Origin of the sequence: Streptomyces sp. NPDC059861 (assembly GCF_042731435.1) — a bacterium.
Taxonomy (GTDB): Bacteria; Actinomycetota; Actinomycetes; order Streptomycetales; family Streptomycetaceae; genus Streptomyces.
In genome coordinates, this window is record NZ_JBHWJQ010000005.1 from 89,470 (window position 1) to 109,379 (window position 19,910).

At 69.6% G+C, this 19,910-nt stretch carries 24 protein-coding genes, 1 tRNA gene and 1 riboswitch; of the genes, 16 read left to right on the forward strand and 9 right to left on the reverse strand.

Going from position 1 to position 19,910, the window contains the following annotated elements; genetic code table 11:
- Positions 1-64 precede the first annotated feature (64 nt).
- Positions 65-2,431 (forward strand): immune inhibitor A domain-containing protein, encoded by a 2,367-nt coding sequence (locus ACFV6X_RS06110; protein ID WP_385378339.1) that lies wholly within the window; start codon positions 65-67, stop codon positions 2,429-2,431.
- 122 nt (positions 2,432-2,553) lie between these two features.
- Positions 2,554-2,895, forward strand: coding sequence for a hypothetical protein (locus ACFV6X_RS06115; RefSeq protein ID WP_365459146.1), 342 nt, complete (start codon positions 2,554-2,556; stop codon positions 2,893-2,895).
- A gap of 246 nt (positions 2,896-3,141) precedes the next feature.
- Here the strand turns inward: ACFV6X_RS06115 and ACFV6X_RS06120 are convergent, their stop codons facing one another.
- Both ACFV6X_RS06120 and ACFV6X_RS06125 read right to left on the reverse strand, forming a co-directional pair.
- Complete coding sequence (locus tag ACFV6X_RS06120; RefSeq protein WP_385378342.1) at positions 3,142-3,726, reverse strand: nicotinamidase; 585 nt, start codon at positions 3,724-3,726, stop codon at positions 3,142-3,144.
- Positions 3,727-3,919: 193 nt separating this feature from the next.
- On the reverse strand, positions 3,920-5,257 hold the full coding sequence (locus ACFV6X_RS06125) for a nicotinate phosphoribosyltransferase (RefSeq protein ID WP_385378344.1): 1,338 nt from the start codon (positions 5,255-5,257) through the stop codon (positions 3,920-3,922).
- A 58-nt stretch (positions 5,258-5,315) separates the two neighbouring features.
- Between ACFV6X_RS06125 and clpS the strand changes: the two genes are divergently transcribed.
- From clpS to ACFV6X_RS06160, 7 genes are all read left to right on the forward strand, one after another.
- Positions 5,316-5,633: an ATP-dependent Clp protease adapter ClpS gene (gene clpS / locus ACFV6X_RS06130; RefSeq protein ID WP_365459137.1), complete on the forward strand. Its 318-nt coding sequence runs from the start codon at positions 5,316-5,318 to the stop codon at positions 5,631-5,633.
- An 11-nt stretch (positions 5,634-5,644) separates the two neighbouring features.
- On the forward strand, positions 5,645-6,238 hold the full coding sequence (locus ACFV6X_RS06135) for a DUF2017 domain-containing protein (protein WP_385378347.1): 594 nt from the start codon (positions 5,645-5,647) through the stop codon (positions 6,236-6,238).
- Positions 6,239-6,580: 342 nt separating this feature from the next.
- Positions 6,581-7,999, forward strand: coding sequence for an amino acid permease (locus tag ACFV6X_RS06140; protein WP_385378349.1), 1,419 nt, complete (start codon positions 6,581-6,583; stop codon positions 7,997-7,999).
- A gap of 131 nt (positions 8,000-8,130) precedes the next feature.
- Positions 8,131-8,553, forward strand: a complete 423-nt coding sequence (locus tag ACFV6X_RS06145) for a Mov34/MPN/PAD-1 family protein (protein WP_385378352.1) — start codon at positions 8,131-8,133, stop codon at positions 8,551-8,553.
- A 79-nt stretch (positions 8,554-8,632) separates the two neighbouring features.
- Positions 8,633-8,728, forward strand: coding sequence for a putative leader peptide (locus ACFV6X_RS06150; protein ID WP_365457717.1), 96 nt, complete (start codon positions 8,633-8,635; stop codon positions 8,726-8,728).
- A gap of 116 nt (positions 8,729-8,844) precedes the next feature.
- Positions 8,845-9,123: a MoaD/ThiS family protein gene (locus tag ACFV6X_RS06155; protein ID WP_365457714.1), complete on the forward strand. Its 279-nt coding sequence runs from the start codon at positions 8,845-8,847 to the stop codon at positions 9,121-9,123.
- 13 nt (positions 9,124-9,136) lie between these two features.
- The gene (locus tag ACFV6X_RS06160; protein ID WP_385378355.1) at positions 9,137-10,087 is read left to right on the forward strand and encodes a PLP-dependent cysteine synthase family protein; all 951 of its coding nucleotides are present in this window, start codon (positions 9,137-9,139) and stop codon (positions 10,085-10,087) included.
- Positions 10,088-10,112: 25 nt separating this feature from the next.
- Here the strand turns inward: ACFV6X_RS06160 and ACFV6X_RS06165 are convergent, their stop codons facing one another.
- A complete protein-coding gene (locus ACFV6X_RS06165) occupies positions 10,113-10,559 on the reverse strand; it encodes a type II toxin-antitoxin system PemK/MazF family toxin (RefSeq protein WP_385378358.1) in 447 nt (148 codons plus the stop codon).
- Between the two features lie 196 nt (positions 10,560-10,755).
- Between ACFV6X_RS06165 and ACFV6X_RS06170 the strand changes: the two genes are divergently transcribed.
- Positions 10,756-11,508 carry an MBL fold metallo-hydrolase gene (locus tag ACFV6X_RS06170; RefSeq protein ID WP_385378361.1) on the forward strand — a complete coding sequence of 251 codons (753 nt, stop codon included), beginning with the start codon at positions 10,756-10,758 and terminating at the stop codon, positions 11,506-11,508.
- An 86-nt stretch (positions 11,509-11,594) separates the two neighbouring features.
- Here ACFV6X_RS06170 and ACFV6X_RS06175 read toward each other — a convergent pair whose 3' ends face one another.
- A complete protein-coding gene (locus ACFV6X_RS06175) occupies positions 11,595-12,860 on the reverse strand; it encodes a PTS transporter subunit EIIC (RefSeq protein WP_365457702.1) in 1,266 nt (421 codons plus the stop codon).
- Positions 12,861-13,039: 179 nt separating this feature from the next.
- Positions 13,040-14,326 carry a PTS transporter subunit EIIC gene (locus ACFV6X_RS06180; protein WP_385378364.1) on the reverse strand — a complete coding sequence of 429 codons (1,287 nt, stop codon included), beginning with the start codon at positions 14,324-14,326 and terminating at the stop codon, positions 13,040-13,042.
- A gap of 197 nt (positions 14,327-14,523) precedes the next feature.
- On the opposite strand from ACFV6X_RS06180, the gene ACFV6X_RS06185 reads away from it, so the two are divergent.
- From ACFV6X_RS06185 to rdgB, 4 genes are all read left to right on the forward strand, one after another.
- Positions 14,524-14,757 carry a PTS glucose/sucrose transporter subunit IIB gene (locus tag ACFV6X_RS06185; RefSeq protein WP_365457696.1) on the forward strand — a complete coding sequence of 78 codons (234 nt, stop codon included), beginning with the start codon at positions 14,524-14,526 and terminating at the stop codon, positions 14,755-14,757.
- Positions 14,758-14,854: 97 nt separating this feature from the next.
- Entirely contained in the window at positions 14,855-15,592 is a 738-nt protein-coding gene (gene rph, locus ACFV6X_RS06190) for a ribonuclease PH (RefSeq protein ID WP_385378367.1), read from the forward strand.
- Positions 15,593-15,772: 180 nt separating this feature from the next.
- Entirely contained in the window at positions 15,773-16,174 is a 402-nt protein-coding gene (locus tag ACFV6X_RS06195; RefSeq protein WP_365457690.1) for a hypothetical protein, read from the forward strand.
- A 59-nt stretch (positions 16,175-16,233) separates the two neighbouring features.
- Positions 16,234-16,836, forward strand: a complete 603-nt coding sequence (gene rdgB / locus ACFV6X_RS06200) for an RdgB/HAM1 family non-canonical purine NTP pyrophosphatase (protein ID WP_365457687.1) — start codon at positions 16,234-16,236, stop codon at positions 16,834-16,836.
- A 56-nt stretch (positions 16,837-16,892) separates the two neighbouring features.
- On the opposite strand, the gene ACFV6X_RS06205 is transcribed toward rdgB, so the two are convergent.
- The 4 genes from ACFV6X_RS06205 to bcp all read right to left on the reverse strand — a co-directional run bounded on the left by ACFV6X_RS06205 (position 16,893) and on the right by bcp (position 18,938).
- A tRNA-Leu gene (locus ACFV6X_RS06205) sits at positions 16,893-16,965 on the reverse strand.
- 53 nt (positions 16,966-17,018) lie between these two features.
- Entirely contained in the window at positions 17,019-17,684 is a 666-nt protein-coding gene (locus ACFV6X_RS06210) for an HNH endonuclease (protein ID WP_385378371.1), read from the reverse strand.
- On the reverse strand, positions 17,681-18,331 hold the full coding sequence (locus tag ACFV6X_RS06215) for an HNH endonuclease signature motif containing protein (RefSeq protein WP_385378374.1): 651 nt from the start codon (positions 18,329-18,331) through the stop codon (positions 17,681-17,683). Before ACFV6X_RS06215 ends, ACFV6X_RS06210 begins: the two co-directional genes overlap by 4 nt.
- 139 nt (positions 18,332-18,470) lie before the next feature.
- On the reverse strand, positions 18,471-18,938 hold the full coding sequence (gene bcp / locus ACFV6X_RS06220) for a thioredoxin-dependent thiol peroxidase (RefSeq protein WP_385378377.1): 468 nt from the start codon (positions 18,936-18,938) through the stop codon (positions 18,471-18,473).
- Between the two features lie 93 nt (positions 18,939-19,031).
- On the opposite strand from bcp, the gene ACFV6X_RS06225 reads away from it, so the two are divergent.
- The gene (locus tag ACFV6X_RS06225; RefSeq protein ID WP_385378380.1) at positions 19,032-19,361 is read left to right on the forward strand and encodes a DUF3618 domain-containing protein; all 330 of its coding nucleotides are present in this window, start codon (positions 19,032-19,034) and stop codon (positions 19,359-19,361) included.
- 95 nt (positions 19,362-19,456) lie between these two features.
- On the forward strand, positions 19,457-19,759 hold the full coding sequence (locus ACFV6X_RS06230; RefSeq protein ID WP_258021436.1) for a co-chaperone GroES: 303 nt from the start codon (positions 19,457-19,459) through the stop codon (positions 19,757-19,759).
- Between the two features lie 75 nt (positions 19,760-19,834).
- Positions 19,835-19,898: riboswitch (guanidine-III (ykkC-III) riboswitch) on the forward strand.
- Positions 19,899-19,910: the final 12 nt, after the last annotated feature.

Consider the following 19,910-nt stretch of genomic DNA (forward strand, 5'->3'; position numbering starts at 1 on the left):
GCGCGGACGCACCACCTCCATCACCCCCCTTTCCGCGCGCCCCGGACGCTGGGGAGGAACTCAAGTGACCAGCAGACCCTGGACGTTGAGAGCTGCCGCGACCGCGGTCGCACTCGCCGCGGCCACCGCCACGCTCTCCGGCCTCACCGTGGCCCAGGCGGACTCGGCCGGCCCGGCGGCCAAGACGCCCGCCGCCGACCGGCATGACCCCGCGTCGCCGGAGAACCACAAGGGCCACGAGCACAACCTCGACGGCCCGCTGAGCAAGACGGTCGAGGCCCAGCGTGAAGAGGCGCTGAAGCAGGTCATATCCGGCCAGGCCTCCGTGAAGCAGCGCGACGGCTCGAGGGTCGTGCAGCTCAAGAGCAAGAAGGGCGACGCCAAGTACGTCGAGCTGGGCCGGGAGAAGACCGACAAGATCTTCACCATCCTGGTCGAGTTCGGCGACAAGACGGACCCCCGCTACGGCGGCACCGCGGGCCCGCTGCACAACCAGATAGCCAAGCCGGACCGCAAGAAGGACAACTCCACGGCCTGGCAGGCCGACTACGACCAGCAGCACTTCGAGGACCTGTACTTCGGTTCCGGCAAGGGCGTCGACTCGGTCAAGACGTACTACGAGAAGCAGTCCTCCGGCCGCTACTCGGTCGACGGCGAGGTCTCGGACTGGGTCAAGGTCCCCTACAACGAGGCCCGCTACGGCAACAACGCCTGCGGCGACACCAACTGCCCGAGCGTGTGGAACGTCGTCAGTGACGGCCTGAACGCCTGGGTCGCCCAGCAGAAGGCGGCCGGCCGCACCGACGCGCAGATCAAGGCGGACGCCGCGCGGTTCGACGAGTGGGACCGTTACGACTTCGACGGTGACGGCGACTTCAACGAGCCCGACGGCTACATCGACCACTTCCAGGTCGTGCACGCCGGCGAGGACGAGTCCGCGGGCGGCGGTGCCCAGGGCACCGACGCGATCTGGGCCCACCGCTGGTACGCCTTCGGCACGGACGCCGGCGCCACCGGCCCCGAGCAGAACAAGCTCGGCGGCACGCAGATCGGCTCCACCGGCATCTGGGTCGGCGACTACACGGTCCAGCCGGAGAACGGCGGACTCGGCGTCTACGCCCACGAGTACGGTCACGACCTCGGTCTGCCGGACCACTACGACACCGCGGGCGGCGAGAACTCCACCGGCTTCTGGACGCTGATGTCGTCCGGCTCGTGGCTCGGCACCGGCAAGAACGAGATAGGCAACCTCCCCGGCGACATGACCGCCTGGGACAAGCTCCAGCTGGGCTGGCTGAACTACGACACCGCCAAGGCCGGGGTCAACTCCTGGCACAAGCTGGGCGTCGCCGAGTACAACACGAAGCACAAGCAGGCGCTGGTCGTCCAGCTGCCGAAGAAGGCCGTCACCACCGAGATCATCGCTCCCTCCGAGGGACAGACCCAGTGGTGGAGCGGCAGCGGTGACAACCTCAAGAACACGCTGACGCGTTCGGTCGACCTCACCGGCAAGTCGTCCGCCGAGCTGACCTTCGACGGCTGGTACGACATCGAGGCCAACTACGACTACCTCTACGCCGAGGTCTCGACCGACGGCGGCGCCAACTGGACCGCCGTCGACGGCACGGTGGACGGCCGGCCGGTCCCGCGTGACGGCAGCGACAAGCCCGCCCTGCACGGCACGCTCGACGGGTACAAGAAGTTCGCGTACTCGCTCGACGCCTACGCCGGCCAGAAGATCGGCCTGCGCTTCCGCTACCAGACCGACGGCGGCGTGGCCCAGAAGGGCTTCACGGCCGACGCGATCAAGGTGACCGCGGACGGTGCGCCCGTCTTCTCCGACAACGCCGAGGCCGCGGACGCCGCTTGGACGGCCGCCGGCTTCTCCCGCGTCGGCGCGTCCTTCACCAAGGACTACGCGCAGTACTACATCGCCGAGAACCGGCAGTACGTGTCGTACGACGAGACGCTCAAGACCGGTCCGTACAACTTCGGTTTCACGGAGCGCCCGGACTGGGTGGAGCACTACGCGTACCAGAACGGCCTGTTGATCTGGAAGTGGGACACCTCCCAGCAGGACAACAACACCAGTCAGCACGCGGGTACCGGTCTGGTGCTGCCGATCGACTCCCACCCGACCGCGCTCAAGTGGGCCGACGGCACGCTGATGCGCAACCGCATCCAGGCCTACGACTCGCCGTTCAGCCTCGGCCGCACCGACGGCATGACGCTGCACAAGGCGGACGTGGCGAAGTACATCCCGGGGTCGAAGGGTGTCCCGGTCTTCAACGACCGCACCGGTGACTACTACGACGAGTCGAACCCGACCGGCGGCGTCAAGATCACTGACACCAACACGAAGATCAAGATCCTGAAGGAGGCCTCGAACGGCTCGACGGTCGAGCTGGAGGTTGGCCCCGCGGGTAGGTAGTCGGTATCCGCCCAGGTCAGAGCGTGATCGGCGGTGACCCCCTGGCGGGTCACCGCCGATCCGTGTTTAGGTGCGTCCTGTGGTTCTCTTATTGACACCGGCTGATACGGGGGTATGAAGACATGGCCGCAGGAGGTTTCTGCAAGCTGCCGAACGGCACGGTGGTGGTGGCGCTGAACCTGCCCAGCCCCGCCGCCGACGGGTCCGCCGCGGTGCGTGTGCTCGTCCACGCCCAGAACCGGGCGCGCGCCCTGACCAGGCTGCGCAACCTGGGGCTGCGGGCGGTCTACCTGCGCGGCAACGCGGCCCCACCCAGCCCGGACGAGATCACGGCGGTCCTGCACCATCCGGACGGCCTGATATGGCGCACGGCCCCCGACGCGACCCTCGGCGGCCCCGACCTCACCCAGGAACTCTGGCGCCCGATCCGGGCCCTCCTGCGCCGCCCCACGGCCCAGATGTGACCCACCCGAGCGATCCCCGCCCAGGGGCCCGGACGGACGAACCCCTGCTGCCTTGACCGGGCTCCGGCAGCAGCACACCTCCGACGACCGCACCCGGCCGAAAGGGCTCCTCCGCTCGGTGTCCCGGGCCTCCAGCGGCCATGCCCGGCCGCACGGGCGGCGGGCCACCGGAGCGGCCGTCCTTGCCCGGCTGCGGCGTCCGGGTGCTGCCCGGCGGCCCGCTTGCCCGAGCGGGTTCGGAAGGGCTCAGACGACCGGCTTCCCCGACAGTTCCACGCCCGCCTCGCGCAGCTCCTCCAGGGCTCTTTCCGTGGTCGCCTCCGCGACGCCCGCCGTGAGGTCCAGCAGGACGTGGGTGCGGAAGCCCTCGCGGGCCGCGTCGAGGGCCGTCGCGCGTACGCAGTGATCGGTCGCGATGCCGACCACGTCCACCTCGTCGATCTGCCGCTCGCGCAGCCAGTCGGCCAGCGAGGTCCCGTTCTCGTCGACGCCCTCGAAGCCGCTGTACGCCGCCGCGTACGCGCCCTTGTCGAAGACCGCGTCGATGGAGCCGGAGGCGACGGCCGGGGCGAAGTTCGGGTGGAAGCCGACCCCCTCCGTGCCCGCGACGCAGTGCGCGGGCCAGGAGTGCGCGAAGTCGGGGTTGTCCGCGAAGTGGCCACCGGGCGCGATGTGATGGTCACGGGTCGCGACCACATGGCGGTACCCGGCGGGAGCCTGCCCGATCAGCTCGGTGATCGCGGCGGCCACATCGGCACCCCCGGTCACCGCGAGACTGCCCCCCTCGCAGAAATCGTTCTGCACGTCTACGACGATCAAGGCGCGGCGCATGGTCGGTGTCCTTCGGCTATGGGGTCTGTCGACTGTCGTCCCGGCGGTTCGGTACGGGTCGGTGCGGAGCCTGGTGCTGAGGGGGCGCGGGCCCGTCCGGCGGGTGCATCTGAAACTCCGAGCCTAGAGACTCCGGGCACGCGGCGGGAGGGGGCGCTACGGGGCGCGTACGCACGCGCCCCGCCGGACCGCGCTAGCCCTCGGTCGCGTACTCCGTCGGGAGAACCGGCTCCCCCCGGGACAGCTGGGTCGCCGACAGGGGCAGGTCGGCGCGGGCGGCGATGTGCCGATCGCGGGTGGCGTCGAGCGGCTCGCGGGCGACCACCTCGCCGCCCTTGACCAGCTCGACCAGCAGCTGCCGGTCGGCCAGCCCCGCCGGGACGGCCCCCGTGCCGACGACCTCCGCCTCGGCCACGCCCTGCCCGTCCAGCCGCCGGGCGGCCCACTTGCGGCCCCCGATGGAGATCTTGCCGCTGGACGACTTCTTCGCCACCGGCACGAGCGGCGCCTTCGGGTCCTCGGACTCGGCGCGGGCGACCAGTTTGTAGACCATCGAGGCCGTCGGGTGCCCGGAGCCGGTGACCAGCTGGGTGCCGACGCCGTACGCGTCCACGGGCGCCGCCGCCAGTGAGGCGATGGCGTACTCGTCGAGGTCCGAGGTCACGATGATCCTCGTGCTCGTCGCGCCCAGCTCGTCCAGCTGCTGACGCACCCGGTGCGCGACCAGCAGCAGATCCCCCGAGTCGATCCGCACGGCCCCCAGCTCGGGCCCGGCGACCTCCACCGCCGTACGGACGGCCTCCGCGACGTCGTACGTGTCCACCAGCAGGGTCGTCCCCCGCCCCATGGACTCGACCTGGGCCTGGAAGGCGTCGCGCTCGCGGTCGTGGAGCAGGGTGAAGGCGTGGGCGGAGGTGCCCACCGTCGGGATCCCGTAGCGGAACCCGGCGGCCAGGTCCGACGTGGAGGCGAAGCCGCCGACGTACGCGGCCCGCGCGGCGGCGACCGCGGCGAGCTCGTGGGTGCGCCGGGCGCCCATCTCGATCAGCGGGCGGCCCCCGGCGGCCGAGGACATCCGGGAGGCCGCCGCGGCGATCGCGGAGTCGTGGTTGAGGATGGACAGGATCACCGTCTCCAGCAGCACGCACTCGGCGAAGCTGCCCTCGACCCGCATGATCGGCGATCCCGGGAAGTACACCTCGCCCTCGGGGTAGCCCCAGATGTCGCCGGAGAAGCGGTAGCCGGCGAGCCAGTCGAGGGTCTCCTCGCCGACGATCTCGCCCTCCCGCAGGAAGCGCAGGACGTCCGCGTCGAAGCGGAAGTTCTCGACGGCGTCCAGGACGCGGCCGGTCCCGGCCACCACGCCGTACCGGCGCCCCTCCGGCAGCCGCCGGGTGAAGACCTCGAAGACGCTGCGTCGCCCGGCGGTGCCGGCCCGCAGCGCGGCCTGGAGCATCGTCAGCTCGTACTGGTCCGTGAAGAGGGCGGTCGAGGGGACGTCCACCGGCAGCCCAAGGTCCGCTGTGTTCATGGCAACCGATGCTACACCCCATTTCGTCAGTGTGACGATTTGTGGAGCCCATGGCAGCATGGGAGTTGTGACGTCAGCCGCTCCCATCGAGATCGAACGCACCGAGTCGGCTCAGGAGGTCTCTGCCGTACCAGAGCCGGACGTCCCCTGGGTCACGATCGTGCACAACGACCCGGTCAACCTCATGAGCTATGTGACGTACGTCTTCCAGTCGTACTTCGGCTACTCCAAGGACAAGGCCACCAAGCTCATGCTCGACGTCCACCACAAGGGCCGGGCGGTCGTCTCCAGCGGTAGCCGCGAGGAGATGGAACGCGACGTGCAGGCCATGCACGGCTACGGTCTGTGGGCCACCCTCCAGCAGGACCGGAAGTAGCGATCGCCGCCATGCCAGGAACCTTCGAACCGCTCCCCGGCGGCGGCGCGGCCGTCGCCCTCGACGACGTCGAGATCTCCATCATCCGCTCGCTGGCCGTCCAGCTGCTGGAACTCATCGGCCCCGGCCCCGGCGAGGACGCCTCCGCGGACCCGCTGGCCGAGCTGTTCGCCGAGGGCCCGAGCGAACCGCCCTCCGACCCGGTGCTCCGCCGCCTGTTCCCGGACGCCTACAGCGACCCCGAGCGGCCCGAGGAGGACGAGGAGCAGCAGGCGCACTCCGCCGAGTTCCGCCGCTACACCGAGAACGACCTGCGGGCCGGCAAGCGGGAGAACGCCCTGGCGGTGATCCGCTCGCTGGACGAGCTGGCCTCCCCCGGGGACGGCGGGGCGGTGCTCCAGCTGACCCCGGAGCGGTCCCAGCAGTGGCTCGGCGCCCTCAACGATCTGCGCCTCGCGATCGGCTCCCGGCTGGAGATCTCCGAAGAGGACGACACAGATCTGCTCTACCGGCTGCCGGACGAGGACCCGCGCAAGCCCATGGTGATGGCCTATCTCTGGCTCGGCGGGCTCCAGGAGACACTGATCTCCACCCTTTCGCCCTGATTGTGAAGGCGATGTGTTCGCTCAGCGGACGCTCAATTCCGGATAACGATCCTGTCACCGCTGTGGCCGGTTTTAGGCCTTTAGGTGTCCGTTTGTCCGGTTCTTCCTGTGTCGTGCGCCACACACTCCCCGGGCGATCAGTGTTGCGGCCGTGATAAATCTTCACGACCGCCCGGCGAACACCACCCTTATGTCGCGCCGGGTGCGCCACCGAGCCGACGACCGTCGGCCAGGCACGAGCGGCCTTGGGAGGGTTGCTCAGCTCCATCAATCCGGGGGGATCGAAACCCGATCCGAGGCCGACGAGAGGTCCGGGTCGGCATGGAGAAAGGCGCACAACACATGGCCTCTGAGAAGGTCACGGACGCTCCTGAAGAGGGATACGAGCGCGGGCTCGGCAGCCGTCAGGTCCAGATGATCGCGATCGGCGGCGCCATCGGCGTCGGCCTCTTCCTGGGTGCCGGGGCGAACATCGCCAAGGCCGGCCCCAGCCTGATCCTGATGTACGCCCTCGCCGGCGTGATCATCTTCTTCATCATGCGGGCGCTCGGCGAGCTCCTGCTCTACCGCCCCGTCTCGGGTTCCTTCGCGGAGTACTCCCGCGAGTTCCTCGGCCCGTTCTTCGGCTACTTCACCGGCTGGACGTACTGGCTGATGTGGGTCGTCACCGGCATGGCGGAACTGACCGCCGCCGCGATCTACGTCAACTACTGGTTCCCGTCCATTCCACAATGGGTGACGGCGCTGGTCTTCCTGGTGATCCTGTTCGGGGTCAACCTGATCTCCGTGAAGCTCTTCGGTGAGCTGGAGTTCTGGTTCTCGATGGTCAAGGTCACCGCCCTGATCGGCATGATCGTGATCGGCCTCGGCGTGCTGACCTTCGGTTTCAGCAGCGCCGGTGACACGGCCGCCGTCTCCAACCTCTGGGCCTTCGACGGCTTCTTCCCCAAGGGCATCGGCTCGTCCCTGATGACCCTCCAGGGCGTCATGTTCGCCTACCTCGCCGTCGAGCTGGTCGGCGTCACCGCCGGCGAGTCCGAGAACCCCGAGAAGACCCTCCCCAAGGCGATCAACACCCTGCCGTGGCGCATCGCCCTGTTCTACGTCGGTGCCCTCACCGTCATCCTCTGCGTCGTGAAGTGGACCGAGTTCGCGCCAGGCGTCAGCCCCTTCGTCGAGGCCTTCGCGCAGATCGGCATCCCGGCGGGCGCGGCCATCGTCAACTTCGTCGTGCTCACCGCGGCGCTGTCGTCCTGCAACTCCGGCATGTACTCGACGGGCCGCATGCTGCGGAACCTGGCCGAGAGCGGCGAGGCCCCGCGGGCCTTCACCAAGCTGTCGTCGACCAAGACGCCCGCCCTGGGCATCCTCGTCTCCGTGTGCTTCATGGGCATCGGCGTGGTCCTGAACTACGTCGTCCCGGAGAAGGCCTTCGGCTACGTCACCTCCATCGCCACCGCCGCCGGCATCTGGACCTGGCTGATGATCCTGGTCAGCCACGTCCTGTACCGCCGCGCGGTCGAGGCGGGCCGGCTGCCCGCCTCCTCCTTCCCGGCACCGGGTGGCGCGAAGTGCTCGTACGTCGCCATCGCGTTCCTGCTCTTCGTGACCGGCATCATCGCCTACGACGCGGACGCCCGCGTCTGCCTCTACGTGATGGCCGGCTGGGCCGCCGCCCTGGGGATCGGCTGGATGATCCTCAAGGCACGCAACCCGCAGATCGCCGAACGCCGCACGTCGGAGTTCGAGAAGGTCGGCTGACCAACGCGAGGACGTCCGGCGGCAGCGAGCACTCGTGGTGCTCCCTGCCGCCGCCGCTCAGGGCGTCCGGCATGTGGGCCGTCCCGTACCACCCCTCGGTACGGGACGGCCTTCTGCTTATCCTGACCGTCATGCTGACCATCACCCAGGACCTGTACGACCGGATCGTCGCCCACGCGCGTGAGGACCACCCCGACGAGGCGTGCGGCGTGGTCGCGGGCCCGGTGGGCGAGGGCCGCCCCGAGCGCTTCATCCCGATGCTGAACGCCGCCCGCTCGCCCACGTTCTACGAGTTCGACTCCGGCGATCTCCTCAAGCTCTACCGTGAGATGGACGACCGTGACGAGGATCCGGTGATCATCTACCACTCGCACACGGCGACCGAGGCCTACCCCTCCCGCACGGACATCTCCTACGCCAACGAGCCCGGCGCCCACTACGTCCTCGTCTCCACCGCCGACACCGACGGTCTCGGCGACTTCCAGTTCCGTTCCTTCCGGATCGTCGAGGGCGAGGTCACGGAGGAGGAGGTCAGGGTCGTGGAAACCTACTGATCCCGGGATTCGGTCAGAATTCATCCACCATCCGAGATCACATTCCAGGACCCGGACCAGGAATCGATACGATGAGCCCATGGTTTTCCTCGACGTGAGCGACAAGACGCCGGGCGCCCTGCTCGTGGCGCGGCTGCACGTCGACCTGTGCAGGCTCGCCAGCGCCATCTGTTGACGCCGACGCCTGCCGCCGTACGGCCGTGAGCCGCGGCGCGACGTACGCACGACCTGCTGTCACCGCGCTGCCGCGCGCCCACCGAACCTGACTTCTCCCGACAGGAGCCCTGAGCCATGGCCATCGAGGTCCGCATCCCCACCATCCTCCGCCAGTACACCGACGGTCAGAAGGCCGTCGACGGCACCGGGGCCACCCTCGCCGACCTGTTCGCCGACCTCGACACCCGGCATGCGGGCATCCAGGCCCGCATCGTGGACGGAGACCAGCTGCGCCGCTTCGTCAACGTCTATCTGAACGACGAGGACGTCCGCTTCCTCGACGGCATCAACACCAAGCTGACCGACGGCGACAACGTCACGATCCTGCCGGCCGTGGCCGGCGGCATGGCCTGAGGCCCCGGCCCCGATGCGATACGACTCCCCGCTGGCAGCGGTGGGCAACACCCCGTTGGTGCGCCTGCCGCGGCTCTCGCCGTCCGCCGAGGTCCGGATCTGGGCCAAGCTGGAGGACCGCAACCCGACCGGCTCGATCAAGGACCGCCCGGCCCTGCACATGATCGAGCAGGCGGAGAAGGACGGCCGGCTCACCCCGGGCTGCACCATCCTGGAGCCGACCTCCGGCAACACCGGCATCTCCCTCGCCATGGCGGCCAAGCTCAAGGGCTACCGCATGGTGTGCGTGATGCCCGAGAACACCTCGCAGGAACGCCGGGACCTGCTCGGCATGTGGGGCGCGGAGATCATCTCCTCCCCGGCCGCGGGCGGCTCGAACACCGCCGTACGCGTTGCCAAGGAGCTGTCCGCCGAGCACCCCGAGTGGGTGATGCTCTACCAGTACGGCAACCCGGACAACGCCGGCGCGCACTACGCCACCACCGGCCCGGAGATCCTCGCCGACCTGCCCTCCCTCACGCACTTCGTCGCCGGCCTCGGCACCACGGGCACCCTCATGGGCGTCGGCCGCTTCCTGCGCGAGCAGCGGCCGGACGTGAAGATCGTCGCCGCCGAGCCGCGCTACGACGACCTGGTGTACGGCCTGCGCAACCTCGACGAGGGCTTCGTACCGGAGCTGTACGACGCCTCCGTGCTGACCACCCGCTTCTCGGTGGGCTCCGCCGACGCGGTCACCCGCACACGTGAACTGCTCCAGCAGGAGGGCATCTTCGCGGGCGTCTCCACCGGCGCGGCCCTGCACGCGGCGATCGGCGTCGGCAACAAGGCGCTGAAGGCCGGCGAGAGCGCGGACATCGTGTTCGTCGTGGCGGACGGCGGCTGGAAGTACCTCTCCACGGGCGTCTACACGGCGGCGACGACGGAGGAAGCGATCGAGACCCTGCGGGGGCAGCTCTGGGCGTGAGCAACGCCCCCGCGAGCGTCAGAACCTAGGTCGTCAGGTGGCGGACCTGGTCCCACAGGACCGGGTCCACCACCCCGACCCGGCGCCGGAAGTCCCACAGCGCGACCTCGCGCAGTTCGTCCGTCTCCAGGAAGCTCGTCCGGCCCTGGGTGTCGCCGACCGAGCCCGGCGGCAGCGGGATCACCCCGGCCCGCTCGTCGTGGTACTTGCTGGTGATCTTCGCGACCGTCGCCCGCCGCCCGTGCACCGCCAGCACCAGGCACGGCCGGTCCTTGGCGCCGGGCCCGTCCTCGTAGGGCACGTTGGCCCACCAGATCTCCGCCGCCCGCGGCCGGGCGGCCGGTCCCTCCGCGCGACCCGGTGGCCGCGTCCGCCGGCCCGTGGGCCGGCGCCGCCCCCAGCCGTCCACGAGCGCGGCGACCAGCGCGAGCAGCACCACCGCTGCGAGTGCCAACCACCAGGACGTGTCCATACGATGACGTTACCGGCGCACGCACCCGCACGCGCGCCCTCCGCCGCGCCGCGCGTCCAGCCGAACCGGTGACAGCACAGGTGAGTTCCCCCACAACGGCCCCTGGCGGAGGAGCGACCGGACGTTTCGCGCCTTACGCTCGACGGACCGCACGACCCCCCGTTTCTCCCCATCCGCCCGCGGAGGTTTCTGCTTCATGAAGCTCACCGTCGTCGGCTGCTCCGGGTCGTTCCCGTCCGCGGAATCGGCCTGTTCGAGCTACCTCGTCGAGGCCGACGGCTTCCGGCTGCTCCTTGACATGGGCAATGGCGCCCTGGGCGAGTTGCAGCGCCACTGCGGTCTCTACGACCTCGACGCGATCTTCCTCAGCCATCTGCACGCCGACCACTGCATCGACATGCTCGGCTACTTCGTGGCGCGCTACTACCGCCACGACGGCGGCCGCTGCGCCCCCCTCCCGGTGTACGGCCCCGAGGGCACCGAGCACCGTCTGACCACGGCCTACGCCGACACCCCGTCGGCCTCCTCGATGAGCGAGGTCTTCGACTTCCACACGGTCAAGCCGTCCACGTTCGACATAGGCCCCTTCACGGTGCACACCGAACGGGTGGCCCACCCCGTGGAGGCGTACGGCATCCGGGTCGAGCACGCCGGACGGACGCTGACGTACTCCGGCGACACCGGTGTCAGCGGCGCGCTGGACGAACTGGCCCGGGACGTCGACCTCTTCCTGTGCGAGGCCGCCTTCACGCACGGCAAGGAGCACATCCCCGACCTGCACCTCAACGGCCGCGAGGCGGGCGAGACGGCGGCCCGGGCAGGTGCCCGCCGACTGCTCCTCACCCACATCCCCCCGTGGACCGACCCGCAGGTCAACCTCGCCGACGCCCGCGCGGTGTACGACGGTCCGGCGGAACTGGCGCTGCCCAGGAAGTCGTACGAGATCTGACCCGCACGACGCACACGGCACCACGACATGACGAAGGCCCCCGGACGCCGTCCGGGGGCCTTCGTGCGGTCGGGGACCGACCGGGCCTACTTGGCCTCGGCCTTCTGCAGTTCCGCCAGTTCCTCGTCGGACTCGCGGCCCGGCGTGGGGAGGTTGAACTTGGTGATCGCGAAGCGGAAGACCACGTAGTAGACGGCCGCGAAGCAGAGGCCGACCAGGGCCAGGCCCCACGGGTTGGTCGCGATGCCCAGGTTCAGGAAGAAGTCGACCGCGCCGGCCGAGAAGCCGAAGCCGTCCTTCATACCCAGCGCCCAGGTCAGCGCCATCGAGACACCGGTCAGCACCGCGTGCAGGGCGTACAGCACCGGCGCGATGAACATGAAGGTGAACTCGATCGGCTCGGTGACACCGGTGACGAACGAGGTCAGCGCGAGGGAGAACATCATGCCGCCGACGACCTTGCGGCGCTCCGGGCGCGCACAGTGCACGATCGCCAGGCAGGCGGCCGGCAGGGCGAACATCATGATCGGGAAGAAGCCGGTCATGAACTGGCCCGCGGTCGGGTCACCGGCCAGGAAGCGGGCGATGTCGCCGCTCTTGCCCTCGTACTCGCCCGCCTGGAACCACGGGAAGGAGTTCAGCAGGTGGTGCATGCCGATCGGGATCAGCGCGCGGTTGGCGACACCGAAGATGCCCGCGCCGACCGCGCCGGAGCCGACCAGCCACTCACCGAAGTTGTGCAGACCCGTGCCGAGCACCGGCCAGATGTAGCCGAAGACGATGCCGATGATCAGGCCCGCGAAGGCCGCCAGGATCGGGACCAGACGGCGGCCGCCGAAGAAGCCCGCCCAGTCGGGCAGCTTGGTGCGGTAGAAGCGCTGGTAGAGCAGCGCGACGACGAGGCCCATGACCACGCCGCCGAGCACCTTGGCGTCCACCGCCTGCTCGACCATGACGATCTTGCCGTCGACGATCGCTTCCTTCTTCGGCAGGCTGCCGTCGGTGAAGGTGCCGAGCACGTTCTTGAAGACCAGGTAGCCGACGACGGCCGCGAGGGCGGTCGAGCCGTCCGACTTCTTCGCGAAGCCGATCGCGATGCCCACCGCGAAGAGCAGGGCCATGTTGTCGAGAATGGCGTTGCCGCCGGCCGTCATGAAGCCCGCGATCTTCGTGAGGAAGGCGGGGTACTCCGGGTCGCCGAGCATGTCGGCGTTGCCGAAGCGGACCAGCAGCGCGGCGGCGGGCAGCACGGCGACCGGCAGCATCAGGCTGCGGCCGATACGCTGCATGACAGCCATCGTGCCGGAGCCCTTCTTCTTCTCGGCCGCGGGAGCGGCGCTGGCCGTGGACACAACTTCCTCCAGTGGGCATGGCGCCGCCCAGCAACGGAAAGGGAAGGGGGACGGCGGCGTCCAGGTGGTCTACACCATCAGTGGTGTAGACCTGTTGTAGCACGATGAAGGCCGCATAAGGAACCCGCGATTCTTGCTACCGAGCCGCTACCCGCAGTGCCCGCACTTCAGGCCCTGGGTCAGGACTTGGTGACGTCCTCGACCTCGTCCTCCGCCTCCCGTCCGGGCGTCTTCAGATCGAACCTGGTGATCGCGAACCGGAAGATCGCGTAATAGACGGCCGCGAAGGCCAGCCCGATCGGCACCAGCAGCCACGGTTTCGTCGCGAGGTTCCAGTTGATGACGTAGTCGATCAGACCCGCCGAGAAGCTGAAGCCGTCCTTCGCGCCCAGTCCCCACGACACCGCCATCGACACACCGGTCAGAAGGGCGTGGATGACGTAGAGGGCGGGGGCCACGAAGAGGAACGAGTACTCCAGGGGCTCGGTGATGCCGGTGACGAACGACGTCAGGGCCACCGACAGCATCAGGCCGCCGACCTCCTTGCGACGGTTCGGCCTGGCGCAGTGCGTCATGGCGAGGGCCGCGGCGGGCAGCGCGAACATCATGATCGGGAAGAAGCCCGTGGTGAACTGACCCGCGTCCGGGTCGCCCGCCAGGAACATGTTGATGTCGCCGTGCACCACCGTGCCGTCCGGCTCGACGTACGTGCCGAGCTGGAACAAGATGGGCACGTTCAGGAACTGGTGCAGGCCGACGACCAGCAGCGCCCGGTTCGCGATCCCGAAGACGCCCGCGCCCCACGCGCCCAGATCGCTCATCCAGTCGCTGAAGCTCTCCAGCCCCGCGCCGATCGGCGGCCAGACCCACAGACACAGCGCCGCGAACGCGATCGCCACGAACGCCATGATGATCGGCACGAGCCGCCGGCCGTTGAAGAAGCCGAGCCAGTCCACCAGCTTCGTACGGTGGTAGCGCTGCCAGAAGAAGGCGGACAGCAGCCCCATGACGATGCCGCCGAAGACCCCCGGGTTCTGGTACGTGAAGACCGACACCGTCCCGTCGTCGGCCTGGCAGCCCGCGACGATCACCCGCGCCCCGGCCGGGCACTCCTGCGGGAACTGACGCAGCACCGAGAAGTAGACCAGGAACCCCGCCACCGCCGCCAGCGCCGTCGAACCGTCCGACTTCTTCGCCATGCCGATCGCCACACCGACACAGAAGAGAAGGGGAAGACCCAGGGCACTGTCGAGCAGCGCCCCGCCCGCGCCCGCCATCACCTTGGAGACATCGGTCCAGCCGAGCCCCTCGTCGCCGAACAGGTCCGGCTGACCGAGCCGGTTGAGGATGCCCGCGGCCGGCAGGACGGCGATGGGAAGCTGAAGGCTGCGCCCCATCTTCTGCATGCCCTGGAAGAGGGCGCTCCAGCGGCTGCGAGCGGGGCGGGCGACGCTGTCGGCACTCATCGGACTCCTCCCGGAGGGACCGGGTTTGGCGAGCGTCCGCCAGGTGGTGTAGACCAGTCGGCGGAAGGTTCCGCTGTCGTGTTCCGCTGTCGTGACGCCATCATTCGGTACGCAGGCCATGACCGCTCGCGAAGCTGGGCCAACTGTGGGTTACTGCGTGAAAGCGCTTCGGACCAGGTCGGATCAGGGAGAAGGACATGGCCAGCAAGGCTGAGAAGATCGTTGCCGGGCTCGGCGGCATCGACAACATCGAAGAGGTCGAGGGCTGCATCACGCGGCTGCGGGTCGAGGTGTCCGACCCCGCGCTGGTCGACGACGCCGCCCTCAAGGGCGCCGGCGCCCACGGCGTCGTGAAGATGGGCAGCGCCATCCAGGTCGTCATCGGCACCGACGCCGACCCGCTCGCCGCGGACATCGAAGACATGATGTGAGCCCCGGCTCAGCTCCGTGAGGGGCCCTTCCCGCACCGGGAAGGGCCCCTTCCGCGTCCCGGTCCGAGCAGGGACGACGGGAGGCTAGGCTCGACCCATGTCTCGAATCGACGGCCGCACCCCCGAACAGCTCCGCCCGGTCACCATCGAACGCGGCTGGAGCAAGCACGCCGAGGGCTCCGTCCTCGTCTCCTTCGGCGACACCAAGGTCTTCTGCACCGCCTCCGTCACCGAAGGCGTCCCGCGCTGGCGCAAAGGCAGCGGCGAGGGCTGGGTCACCGCCGAGTACGCGATGCTGCCCCGCTCCACCAACACCCGGGGCGACCGCGAGTCGGTCAAGGGCAGGATCGGCGGCCGTACGCACGAGATCTCCCGCCTCATCGGCCGCTCCCTGCGCGCGGTCATCGACTACAAGGCGCTCGGCGAGAACACCATCGTCCTCGACTGCGACGTCCTCCAGGCCGACGGCGGCACCCGCACCGCCGCCATCACCGGCGCGTACGTCGCCCTGGCCGACGCCGTCGCCTGGGCCCAGGGCAAGAAGCTGATCCGGGCCGGCCGTCAGCCCCTCACCGGCACCGTCAGCGCGGTCTCGGTCGGCATCGTCGGCGGCGTCCCGCTCCTCGACCTCTGCTACGAGGAGGACGTGCGCGCCGAGACCGACATGAACGTCGTCTGCACCGGCGACGGACGGTTCGTCGAGGTCCAGGGCACCGCGGAGGCCGAGCCGTTCGCGCGCGAGGAGCTCAACGCGCTGCTCGACCTGGCGGTGGCCGGCTGCACGGAACTCTCCGCACTGCAGCTGGCCGCGCTGGAAGCGACCGCCGAGAAGTAGGACGCGGACGGCCGCCGCGCGCAGCGCGCGGAAGGTAAAGGGCGCACAAAAAGTGGTGGTCGGTGCGGGCAACCGTACCGGCCGTCGCCGCGTCTCATGAGTTACGGGCGCACGGCTCATCCCTGTGCGCCCGGCCACCAGCCGGGCCCGTCGGGCCCGATCCGAGGGAGGGACCGTTCCATGGCCGCGAGCCGCCGCCGACGCCGTACCGCAGCCGTCGCCGCCACCTTGGCGGCCGTCGCGCTGACCGCCGGGCTGACCACCGGCTGCGACGCCGTGAGCAAGGCACTCGACTGCGTCCAGACCGCCGACGCCATCGCCGACAGCGTCACGGACCTCCAGCAGGCCGTCGAAAGCGCCGCGAACGACCCGACGCAGCTCGCGGAGTCCCTCGACTCCATCGAGCAGAACCTCGGCGAGATCGGCGACAAGACCGACAACGCCGACGTCAACAAGGCGGTGGACGACCTCCAGCAGGCCGTCGACAACGTTCGTACGTCGGTCGAGAACGGCGACGAGACCCCCGACATCAGCCCGATCACGGACGCGGCCGGCGAGCTGACCAAGGTCTGCACGCCGTAACGCGCGCGGGTGTGCCGGGACACCCGGGGCGTGGATGCCGGGGCCTGGATACTGAGGGCATGACCCGCTTGATCCTCGCCACCCGCAACCCCGGAAAGATCACCGAGCTGAAGGCGATCCTCGCCGACGCAGGTCTGACGCACGACCTCGTCGGCGCGGACGCCTACCCCGACATCCCGGACGTCCGGGAGACGGGCGTGACCTTCGCCGAGAACGCCCTGCTCAAGGCCCACGCCCTCGCGCAGGCCACCGGCCTGCCCGCGGTCGCCGACGACTCCGGCCTGTGCGTCGACGTCCTCGGCGGCGCGCCGGGCATCTTCTCGGCCCGCTGGTCCGGCCGGCACGGCGACGACCGCGCCAACCTCGAACTGCTGCTGGCCCAGCTGTCCGACATCGCGGAGGAGCACCGCGGCGCCCACTTCGCCTGCGCGGCGGCGCTCGCCCTGCCGGACGGCACGGAGCGGGTGGTCGAGGGCCGCCTGACGGGCGCCCTGCGCCACGAGCCGGCCGGCACCCACGGCTTCGGCTACGACCCGATCCTCCAGCCCGAGGGCGAGACACGGACCTGCGCGGAGCTGAGCCCCGACGAGAAGAACGCCATCAGCCACCGGGGGAAGGCGTTCCGGGCGTTGGTGCCTGTGGTGCGGGAGTTGTTGGGCTGATCCATGGGACAGGCCCCGCACCGTGGAATCGAAGGTGCGGGGCCCTGTCCTACCTGTGCGCCCGGTCGGATTCGAACCGACAAACACGACCACCTAAAGATCGCCGCTCGGCCATTGGCGTACGGGCGCGCGCCGCGCCCTACTGTACTGGGCCGACCCACAGGTCGGTGAGGAGATATGGGTCAGAGCGTCGGCCGTCGCCCTCCGCGGCACCATGTACGGGTCACCGCGTGACAGTTGGGACACAGCAGCCGCAGGTTCTTCCGCCGGTTGTCACGCCAGTCCCCGTTGATGTGGTCGACCTCCAGGGTCATGGATCTGCCGAGCCACTCGGGACCGACCCCGCACTCCGCGCACTTCTCCGGGACGCCGACTTCGCGCAACGCGCGGCGCAGGAGATGCGTGCGCGTCCGCCGCTCTCCGGCGTGCCGGACCAGGATGTCCTCGGCGCGTCTGACCGGGGTCGTCCCCGCCTTTCCTCGCTGATGCGCCTGGCCGACGAAGTGGGAGATGTCGAGGCCGTCGTCGTCCACCCACTGACTGAACAGCGAGCGCGCCCGGCTGCGGTAGGGCTCGATGCCGAGTGCGCGCAGGGCGTCGGCGACGGAGGTCGCTCCGGCGACCGCCCGGCGCAGCTCGTCGGCACTCGGCTGACGGGGGCCGGCGGCTCGCCGTCTGCGCGGCATGTGGGAGACGTCGATCCCGAAGTGGTCGAAACGCCGGAAGAGATGGCGGCGAAGGTTGCCGTACGGCTCGGTGCCGAAGTAGGCGATGACCTCGTCGATGTCACGGCATTGCGCGGCGGCCTCGGCAAGCTGCTCGCGGGTGTACCGCACCCCGTTGCTCATGCGGCGGCCCCCGCGGCTCGTCCTTTGCCGCGCCCTCGGTAGGAGTCGGTCGTCGAGTGGCAGTTGGGGCACAGGAACCGCAGGTTCTCGATGCGATTGTCGCGCCAGTTCCCGCTGATGTGATCGACCTCCAGCGGGAGAGGGCTGCCCCGCCAGAGGGGCGCGGTACCGCACAGGGCGCATCGCTCCTCCATGCCCGTTGCGGTCATCGCCCACTTGAGGCGGTCGCTCGGGGTGCGTCGGGCCTGGTCGGCCGGCTGCATGACGAGGAGCCCCTCCGGCGTTCGGGGACGCCATGGCCTGCCGCGCCGGGACGGCTCCTGGAAGTGGGACGTGTCGATGCCGTAAGCCTTGATCCTCCGGCTGATGTGCGTGTGATGCCCTCCGACGACCTCCAGCCCGAGAAAGCGCAGTACCTCGCACGTGTTCGTCGAGGCCGAGACCGCCTCTTGAAGCACGTCCCGGGTCCACTTGACCTCGCGCTCGAAGTGCGACGTGTCCACCCCCGACCTCTGCATGCGCTCCCGCACGTACCGCCGCGTCGAACTCCCCGGATCCACCCCCAACAACACCAACGCCTCCGACAGCGTCCGCGCCCCCCGAGCCGCCTCCTCCAGCCGTTCCTTGGTGTACGCGCTGGCGCCCATCGAGCCCCCTCCGTTCACGGTCGTACGTTCCTGGCTCGCACGGAGTAACGAACCGCTCATCCGACAGTCACGCCGGAGACGTGGAGCGGCCCGCACCGGAAGTCATCGGTGCGGGCCGCCGAGCTGCGGGAGCGCCGGGTCAGATACCCAGATCCTTGATGATCTTGGCTACGTGGCCCGTCGCCTTGACGTTGTAGAGGGCGCGTTCGACCTTGCCCTCCTCGTCGACGACCACCGTGGAGCGGATGACGCCGACGACCGTCTTGCCGTAGAGCTTCTTTTCACCGAAGGCGCCGTAGGACTCCAGGACCTGCTTTTCGGGGTCGGCGAGCAGGGTGACCTTCAGGGACTCCTGCTCGCGGAACTTCGCCAGCTTCTCCGGCTTGTCCGGCGAGATGCCGATGACGTCGTAGCCGGCGCCGGCCAGCACGTCGAGGTTGTCCGTGAAGTCGCAGGCCTGCTTGGTGCAGCCTGCCGTCAGTGCCGCGGGGTAGAAGTAGACGATGACCTTGCGGCCCTTGTGGTCCGCGAGGGACACCTCGCGGCCGTCGGCGTCGGGCAGGGTGAAGGCGGGGGCCACGTCCCCGGGCTGGAGTCGTTCGCTCATCGATCCAGCGTAACCGGGGGTCCTGACAGCGCGGCCGCCCAGGGAACTGACAGACTGTCCGGAACAGCATCAGCAGACTTCGGAGGCCGTACGGTGGCGGAATCGTCGGACACCAGAACCCCGGCGCAGATCGAGGCGGACATCAGGCGCCGCCGCGAAGTGCTGGCCGAGACCCTCGACGAGATCGGTGTGCGGGTGCACCCGAAGACGATCGTCGGGGACGCCAAGGCGAAGGTCGTGTCGAATGTCGATCACACCCTGGGACGTGCCTACGTTCAGGTCAACCGGGCGGTGAGCGACGTCAGGCGGCAGTTCGTCGACGAGGACGGTGCGCCCCGGATGGCCCGCGTGCTGCCCGTCGCGCTGGTCGCCGTCGGCGTCGTCGGGCTGCTCGCGCTCGGCACCCGGCGCCGCAGGCGCTGACCCCCCGGCGTACGAATTCCCCGGATGCAGGTAGGTTCAAGGACGTGAGCGGCAACAGAAACGACAGCACCCATCCCGACAAGCTGCCCATCCGGATGCTGCACGACCGTGTGCTCGTGCGGCAGGACACCAGTGAGGGCGAGCGGCGTTCCGGCGGCGGCATCCTGATCCCCGCCACGGCGGCCGTGGGCCGTCGGCTGGCGTGGGCGGAGGTCGTGGCGGTGGGGCAGAACGTACGGGCCGTGGAGCCGGGCGACCGGGTCCTGTACGACCCGGAGGACCGCGCCGAGGTGGAGGTGCGCGGGGTCGCGTACGTCCTGATGCGCGAGCGCGACCTGCACGCGGTGGCCGCCGACCGGTTCGAGGGGTCCGAGGACTCCACGGGGCTGTACCTGTAGGCAAGCGACACGAAAGGGCTGGTGACCACGGTCACCAGCCCTTTTCCTCTGCCGTCGGCCCCGGCGCCGGGCCCTTGCTACCTTGGAGAGGCACCCGACGAGACGCGCCGTACCGGGTAGAAGGCAAAGACGACGCACCCCCGTCAGTCGC